Genomic DNA, 6641 nt, shown 5'->3' with positions numbered 1-6641 from the left:
ACAGGAATTGCAGGAAACCGGGTTTTACGATATGAATGCCCGTTTCTATATGGCAGATCTTGGAAGGTTCGGGCAACATGATCCTTTAAGTGCTAATACACTGGATCCTTACGGATATGGATATAATAATCCTATATTCTTTGCAGATCCTACAGGCTTGGAAGGGGAGCCTGTTCCGGGAGGTTCCGGCCCGGGAGGCCCGCAAGCAATAGGTACTGCTTCAAGTCCTATAGATGTGGGTGAAATTGTTCTGAATCCTCCGATCAGGGCTGTGTCCAATAATAATTTAGCAACCTGCTCATATTGTATGACAGGTCAGGGGCAAAATCTTAGAGAGCAGCTTAACATCCCGCCGCCGCCTTCACAACCCCTGCCTAAGATAAACTATATGACCTGCGGGCATTGTTTTGATGGTCCAATAAGGTATATTGGTGGAGCTGGTGATCCTTGGGGTATTTGGGAAATATTAGGAATTGCTGCGTCTTCTCAGGAGAGTACACCTATGAAGCTGGCTATATTACCACTATTGGTGGTGACCAAAAATGGTGATGATGCTTTAAAGCTTTTGGCTGCTGAGAAAGGCCTTATAGAAAGTCAAAGCAAAATCTGGAAAGTTGGACCTTATAATGAATTAAGAGGAGTTGAAACTGGATTAGATGCTCATCATGTGGGACAAAGTGCTGTAATGAAAAAGCTAGTTACTGATTTTGAACACAATACCGGTCCATCGATTTTGGTACCAGCAGTAGGCCATCGATTTAAAGGACCCAATGGGATTGTATCTAGAAATACCAAGGGATTTGAAAATGCACGACAGCTTTTAGCGAGAGATATATTTGAACTTCGACGTGTTTCTGGAAGTCAAAAATTACCTAATAGTGCACTAAAGGAGTTAATTGAAGTTAACAAGAATAAATTTCCAGAAGCATTTAAAAAAGCAAACAATAAATAATAATATATGAAACCAGAAAATTTAGTAAAAATCCTTAATAGAGAAGTAATTGAAGGCAATTTAGAATTGTACAAGAATTTATTAGATACCACAGATGAGGCAAATGACCCGGTATGGGCTGGAATTCTGCCTATATATATAAATCTGTCGAAGGAAGAAAGGGATGTATTTATTAAATTTTTAAGAATTGTTGAAATAAATACTTTATCACATGTATTAGGTATTTTAGATGGGTCTACATATTCTGATGAAATCGAGGAAAGTTTTATACTGACAACAGAGAATAGTAACGACAAAATTAATGAAGATTTACAGAATTTATTTTTAGAGCTTACTGAAGAAGAATAAAGCTGCTAATTGTGAAAGTAGTATTCTGAATTTTTCGTATAGCAAATTTGAGTGCTAAGAAATTAGCACTCAAATTATTTGTTAATATTCCACCAGCTCTTAAATAAATTGTAGAGAAATGGAAATGAATTACGCATGTTTATGCTAAGTAACAAAAACGAGTTTTATTATATTTAACAAAATAATTTTTTGATGTCTCAACAAGCTTCTGAAGAAAACAAAAACCTTTCTAACTATATAACAAATATTGTTGGTGTTAATAAAATGATTGAGCGTCATTATGACAGAGAAAAAAAGAATTTTATCGATATTTTTACATGTGATGACCCTCTCTATCCTGGAATAAAAATTTGTGGTACGATAGGAGTGTCTGATCACCCTAATAAAATAGAAATGAATGATAACAGCTTTAAAAACATTCCAATAGAGCTTTTAATTGGTGGATATCGAGAATTCAGAATGTTGGCTAATATTCTTTCTACATCAGGGTTTTATATTACTAAGAATGGGTGGGAATGTCAACCCGGTTCAGTATTTATGAGAATTGTTGAAATGTACTTTGAAACTTCTGAAATGAAGCATATTATGTTTATATCACCATTTTTGTGGCAGGATAAATTGCAACCGCTAAAACTTGAAACGAAAACTGTACATTGGCTTTTATGCATTCCTATTTCTGATGAAGAACTCGAATATAAAAATGCAAATGGTACATCAGCATTAGAAGACATTTTTCAGGAAAAAGATATTGATATATTTGATATTAATAGAAAATCAGCAGTTTAAAACCTATAAATCAAATCACTTTTAAAACAATCTGTTTTAAGTCCATACAATACTACTTATAATTTTTTAAGTTATAATCCAGACAGGGCTTTTATTTTATGATACTTTAAAAATTAGATTATGAATCCAAAAGAAAAAGAAAACATTTTAAAATTAAAACCATTTAAAAGGTATCAATATTTCATCAAAAAAATAGCTGATTTTGAAGAGATTTGGACAATTGTCGATGAAAATGGAGATTATGCAATATCCGAGATTGATGGCTTAAATTTAATATCATTTTGGACAGCAGAAGAATTCATACGGTCTAATTTAGAGGCTGGATGGGAAAATTGTAAACCATTGAAATTGACTCTTGCAGACTTGGAGGAGAGTCTATATGATATTATTAGATCGGAAGACTATTTAATAGATGTATTTCCAATAAATGCAAAATCGGGTTTTGTCGTTAAATTAGAAGAGTTTAAAAGAGATCTTGATGAAGAGTTAGAAAAGATTGAATAAAAAGATTTTTCATTTTGAAATGTTTTGTTAGTATTTAAGCTTCAAAAGCAATTGATGAACATAATCTATCAAGTTATATATATCTTAATGACGATCTTGTGATCCTTTGATGGAGAAGGCTTAAAAAAATCTAAAAATAATATGAGCAAAGAAATTTTTAAATCACCTAAATGAATTAAACTTTATGGATATAACAAATTTAGTAAAGAATGCTACAAATTTAAATGTAAATTGGAAATATGGTGATTTTTATGAAATTATTGAGATTTTATCAACAAAATATATTGTGAACTATGAAATTAATGAAGAAAAAGTTGCAATGATTCAGCTCGAAAATGAAATAATTGGTTTTTTATTTCGAAATTATCCTTTGTTTTTTATCGAGAATAGATACTTTTTGCAATTAAAAAAACTTTTAGAAAAAAATGATTATATACAATTTATAAATGTTGCTTCTATTTATCAAGAAGATTTATCAATAGATAATGTTTTATATAATACCTATTTTGATCATATGGATAATACAAATAAATTTTCTGCACAAGATTTATATTTTTATAACGTAACATAAAGGGTTTTAAAGAAAATCTCTATAATTTAGGAGTAAAGCTACGCTTTGAAACTAAAAACTTATTCCGTAATGAACAATGAATGATATTATAATAAACGAATTATTTGAAATAAGAAATTGTTTAGATCAAGTAGTTTCTTATTTAAAGAAATTAAGATCTAATTCATTTACTCTTGATTCATTTGTTCAAACGAAAGAACACCTTTATGAAATTTACAATGACAGGCTTGATTTTAGCTTTTACTCAGGGGAATACTATAAGGGGCTAGCTGAAGTAGTAAAACGAATTAAATATTCGGATTTAAAGAATGTAAGGTTGTCAGTAATTGATGGTGACAAAAAAAGCTGTTTCATTTTTAGTAGTGAAGACTACAGCATTATTCTTGGAATTATTTTTTATGATAACTAACACTTGAAGTCATATTAAATGGACCCTTCGTTTTGTCAGCAAAGACCAGATAATATTAAAATAGAATAAAGACCGATGCGCGCTTATTTACTCACCATCCTTTTCTCCTAAAGATTCTTTTAGCTTGATGAGTTCAGCTTTCACAAACTCAAGCCTGTCGATCAGGGTTATGGTTTCAGAAATTTTGCTGTTGGTGGTCAGGGCAACGCGGGCTCCGTCCAGGGTATATCCTTTTTCTTTCACCAGATGATAGATCATCTGTAGGTTTTTAATATCTTCCGGGGTGAAATAGCGGTTCCCTTTTCTGTTCTTTTTAGGTTTGATGATAGGAAATTCCTGTTCCCAATAACGTATTAATGAAGTGTTTACATCGAAAGCTTTTGCAACTTCTCCTATAGAATAATACAGTTTGTCAGGTAAATTTATTTTCATTTTTTAAATCCTAATCTTCAAAGATAAAAATTTTTTAAAGATTCATCCAAATATATCTTTCAAACAGGGGTAAGAGCTTCAGTTCTGACATGATTCTATGGTTTTACTTTTAGCTGTTGTAAAAATAAACATAGTACAGAAAAATTTTGTGTAACCTGTTTTATAAATAAAAATATACTCATGCGGGAGTTCTTTTTTCCAATAGGGCGAAACCTGTTTCAGAGGAGTTGCAGCTTGGCGGGATTTATAGTATTTTTATCGTAAACAATCTGTTTGTGCATGTCATTGATTTCCGTTCTTCATATTGATCTTTTCCAGTCCGGCAGGAATGTACCGGATTTTTACTTTAATACCATGAAAGAGCATCTGGTAGTAGGGCACCGGCATATTGAAAAGCCCCATCGCCATGATTTTTATGCAACGGTACTTTTTACTGCAGGGGAAGGAACTCATGAGATTGATTTTCAGAAATATGATGTTTCTGCAGGAAGCCTTTTCTTTTTATCACCCGGACAGGTACACAGCTGGGAACTTTCAGAAGATATAGAAGGATATATTTTCTTTTGTTCACAGGAGTTTTATGAAACACATTATGTGAATCAGAAGCTCAGAAACTTTCCTTTTTTCGGATCTGTGTCTTTTCCAAGAAAACTTCAGCTTGATGAGGTGGAGCTAAAGAAAAATATTCATTTATTTCAGGAGCTGGAAAAGGAATATCAGGTAAAAGACATCATGAAAGAAAGCTTCATCCTCTCCCTGATGTCCCAGATCTTTATCAATTCGGCAAGGCTGTTTTCAAAGGATTCAGAGACATCCCAGTCATCGGCAGGAATCTCTTATTTTAAGCATTACCAGGACTTTGAAGCACTTATTGAGAAGTATTTTCAGGAGCAGAAATCAATTGCTTATTATGCTTCTTTATTAGGAATGACTCCCAAGCACCTGAACAGGATTGCACGGACTGTTGTACAGAAAACAGCAACCGATGTCATTACCGGGAGAATAGTGCTGGAAGCTAAAAGAATGCTGATGTACCTGGATGAAAGCCTTGTTGAAGTGGCCTTCCGGCTGGGCTATGAAGAATATTCTTACTTTGTAAGAGTATTCCGGAAACATTCCGGAATGACTCCTACTCAGTTTATTAAGAAATACAAGGTCTAAATTTCTGAGTTCAGTATGAATATTGAAGTTAGCTCTACAATGCGAGTTTAAACGGTCCTTCAAACGTAGTCTCAAAAGAATCTACCAGTTTACCTTTCTCATCAAAAACCCCGATAACCATATTTTGCTTTGAAAACTTAATATCATCTTCAGGGAATGTGATATTGATGTTTCCTTTCAGGATCTCATCTCCTTTCAAAATGATCCTTTCAGATCCGAAATAAGTGATCTCCGCATTGGCCGGACTGACAACCCTGATGGTCAGTATCTTCTTTTCATTGGATTTATTGAGCAGGGTATAGATAAATGTATTGGTGATTTTGCCGTTTTTAATAAAGAATGTAGAACCGGCCGGTTTGATGAACTTTGCTTCCATAGATCCTCTGTCATACATCAGGAATCCGAGGAATCCGATCAGTAAGGCCAGAAAAACAGTAGTAGCTTTCATCCTTGAGGTAAACCTGAATTTTTCACGGTTTTCAATTTCCGCTTCCGTAGCATACCGGATCAGCCCTTTGGGTAAACCTACTTTATCCATCACTTCATCGCAGGCATCAATACATGCAGTACAGTTTACACATTCAAGCTGCTGGCCATTCCTGATGTCAATACCCGTAGGACAGACAACCACACACTGGTTACAGTCTATACAGTCACCTTTTCCGGTTGCTTTCCGGTCTTCATTATTTCTCCATTTGGAACGGTTTTCCCCTCTTTTGAAATCATAATACACATTGATGGTCTGCTTATCGATCAATACGCTCTGGAGTCTTCCATAAGGACAAACCAGTGTACATACCTGCTCACGGAGCCATGCAAAAACAAAATAGAACGTCAGGGTAAAAAAGATCATGGTAATGAACTTTAGGGAATGTTCACCGGGGCCTTCATTCATAATCCTGAAAACTTCTTCATACCCTACAATATACATGAACATAAAATGTGAAATGACAAGTGAGATAAGAAGGAATACGGCCCATTTTGTAAGTCTTTTCCGTATTTTTTCAGCATCCCATTCCTGCCGGTCAAGCTTCATCTGCTTATTCCGGTCACCTTCTATCCAGTATTCTATTTTCCGGAAGACCATTTCCATAAAAAGGGTCTGGGGGCACAGCCATCCGCAGAAGATCCTTCCGAATACTACTGTAAACAGCATGACAAAGATCACGGAAGTCACAGCACCCAAAGCCAGAATAAAAAAGTCCTGGAGATAGAATGGCTGTCCGAAAATAAAGAACTTTCTGTCAATTACATTGATCAGCAGGAAAGGATTGTTGTTGATCTTCACAAACGGGAGACCGAAGAACAGCGCAAGCAGGATATAGCTGGTGTAGTTTCTGTAATTCGTATATTTTCCTTTAGGTTTCCGGGGAAAGATCCATTTTCTCTTTCCGGTTTCATCCATTGTTCCTACTGAATTTCTGAAATCTTCATTTTCTGTCTCCAGAAATTTGACTGGGTTAGACTCTGCACTCATT

9 protein-coding genes are annotated in these 6641 nt (G+C 34.5%); 7 read left to right on the top strand and 2 right to left on the bottom strand.

What is annotated here, in order from left to right; genetic code table 11:
- From DRF59_RS21025 to DRF59_RS18930, 6 genes are all read left to right on the top strand, one after another.
- Positions 1 to 952: RHS repeat domain-containing protein (locus tag DRF59_RS21025; RefSeq protein ID WP_206606756.1), on the top strand; the 952-nt coding region annotated here is incomplete at its 5' end.
- A 6-nt stretch (positions 953 to 958) separates the two neighbouring features.
- Positions 959 to 1300, top strand: a complete 342-nt coding sequence (locus DRF59_RS18950; protein ID WP_115963876.1) for a hypothetical protein — start codon at positions 959 to 961, stop codon at positions 1298 to 1300.
- A gap of 192 nt (positions 1301 to 1492) precedes the next feature.
- A complete protein-coding gene (locus tag DRF59_RS18945; RefSeq protein WP_115963875.1) occupies positions 1493 to 2086 on the top strand; it encodes a suppressor of fused domain protein in 594 nt (197 codons plus the stop codon).
- Between the two features lie 120 nt (positions 2087 to 2206).
- Complete coding sequence (locus tag DRF59_RS18940) at positions 2207 to 2590, top strand: DUF2750 domain-containing protein (protein WP_115963873.1); 384 nt, start codon at positions 2207 to 2209, stop codon at positions 2588 to 2590.
- 184 nt (positions 2591 to 2774) lie between these two features.
- On the top strand, positions 2775 to 3161 hold the full coding sequence (locus DRF59_RS18935) for a hypothetical protein (RefSeq protein ID WP_115963871.1): 387 nt from the start codon (positions 2775 to 2777) through the stop codon (positions 3159 to 3161).
- Between the two features lie 76 nt (positions 3162 to 3237).
- A complete protein-coding gene (locus DRF59_RS18930; RefSeq protein ID WP_115963869.1) occupies positions 3238 to 3570 on the top strand; it encodes a hypothetical protein in 333 nt (110 codons plus the stop codon).
- Between the two features lie 87 nt (positions 3571 to 3657).
- Here the strand turns inward: DRF59_RS18930 and DRF59_RS18925 are convergent, their stop codons facing one another.
- Positions 3658 to 4002: a MerR family transcriptional regulator gene (locus DRF59_RS18925; RefSeq protein ID WP_115963867.1), complete on the bottom strand. Its 345-nt coding sequence runs from the start codon at positions 4000 to 4002 to the stop codon at positions 3658 to 3660.
- A 279-nt stretch (positions 4003 to 4281) separates the two neighbouring features.
- Between DRF59_RS18925 and DRF59_RS18920 the strand changes: the two genes are divergently transcribed.
- Positions 4282 to 5163: an AraC family transcriptional regulator gene (locus DRF59_RS18920; protein WP_115963865.1), complete on the top strand. Its 882-nt coding sequence runs from the start codon at positions 4282 to 4284 to the stop codon at positions 5161 to 5163.
- Positions 5164 to 5197: 34 nt separating this feature from the next.
- Here the strand turns inward: DRF59_RS18920 and ccoG are convergent, their stop codons facing one another.
- Positions 5198 to 6640 (bottom strand): cytochrome c oxidase accessory protein CcoG, encoded by a 1443-nt coding sequence (gene ccoG, locus DRF59_RS18915; protein WP_115963863.1) that lies wholly within the window; start codon positions 6638 to 6640, stop codon positions 5198 to 5200.
- Position 6641 lies beyond the last annotated feature (1 nt).

Origin of the sequence: Chryseobacterium flavum, from assembly GCF_003385595.1 — a bacterium.
In the GTDB taxonomy this organism is placed as follows: domain Bacteria; phylum Bacteroidota; class Bacteroidia; order Flavobacteriales; family Weeksellaceae; genus Chryseobacterium; species Chryseobacterium flavum.
Note: the sequence above shows the minus strand (reverse complement) of the source record. Positions and strands in the feature narration are given on the sequence as shown.

What these genes read in the sequence shown, in the direction of transcription:
- DRF59_RS18950 (WP_115963876.1), top strand. Translation starts at nt 959, where the DNA reads ATGAAACCAGAAAATTTAGTAAAAATCCTTAATAGAGAAGTAATTGAA.
- DRF59_RS18945 (WP_115963875.1), top strand. Translation starts at nt 1,493, where the DNA reads ATGTCTCAACAAGCTTCTGAAGAAAACAAAAACCTTTCTAACTATATA.
- DRF59_RS18940 (WP_115963873.1), top strand. Translation starts at nt 2,207, where the DNA reads ATGAATCCAAAAGAAAAAGAAAACATTTTAAAATTAAAACCATTTAAA.
- DRF59_RS18935 (WP_115963871.1), top strand. Translation starts at nt 2,775, where the DNA reads ATGGATATAACAAATTTAGTAAAGAATGCTACAAATTTAAATGTAAAT.
- DRF59_RS18930 (WP_115963869.1), top strand. Translation starts at nt 3,238, where the DNA reads ATGAATGATATTATAATAAACGAATTATTTGAAATAAGAAATTGTTTA.
- DRF59_RS18925 (WP_115963867.1), bottom strand. Translation starts at nt 4,002, where the DNA reads ATGAAAATAAATTTACCTGACAAACTGTATTATTCTATAGGAGAAGTT.
- DRF59_RS18920 (WP_115963865.1), top strand. Translation starts at nt 4,282, where the DNA reads ATGTCATTGATTTCCGTTCTTCATATTGATCTTTTCCAGTCCGGCAGG.
- ccoG (WP_115963863.1), bottom strand. Translation starts at nt 6,640, where the DNA reads ATGAGTGCAGAGTCTAACCCAGTCAAATTTCTGGAGACAGAAAATGAA.